Below are 371 nucleotides of genomic sequence, written 5' to 3'. Positions count from 1 at the left end.
CCGCAGCTGCTTATTTATGGACAGATCAGTTATCCTTTCTATTTCTATTAAGCAGTTGTTTTGGAATTTTATCCGCATTTATTGGCTACTATATGGCTTTATGGTTAGATACCTCTATATCAGGTGCAATGGCCTTTTCCACAGGAATTATTTTTATGATTAGCTTTCTTGGCTCCCCGAAGTATGGAGTCTTAGTAAAGTTCTTAATAAGGAGAAAGAAGAATCAGAGAGCATATAAAATTAGTTAAGAAATTATCTTAGAAGCACTCTCTTAAAAAGAGGTTTAAATGAAAACTTCTTTTTAAGTAGAGTGCTTTTAGGATATTTTTTTGATTTTAGAAATAGGCTGTTTTCTAAAAGATTGTTGTTTT

General features: G+C 31.5%; 1 pseudogene. It reads left to right on the top strand.

Annotated elements, in window-relative coordinates:
* A pseudogene (locus RTL21_RS18350) lies at nucleotides 1-248 on the top strand (iron ABC transporter); the annotation flags it as partial.
* Nucleotides 249-371: the final 123 nt, after the last annotated feature.

It is taken from the genome of Niallia sp. (genome assembly GCF_031978665.1).
Taxonomy (GTDB): domain Bacteria; phylum Bacillota; class Bacilli; order Bacillales; family Cytobacillaceae; genus Niallia.
The sequence above is the reverse complement of the archived record's forward strand: the minus strand, read 5'-3'. Positions and strand labels throughout refer to the sequence as shown.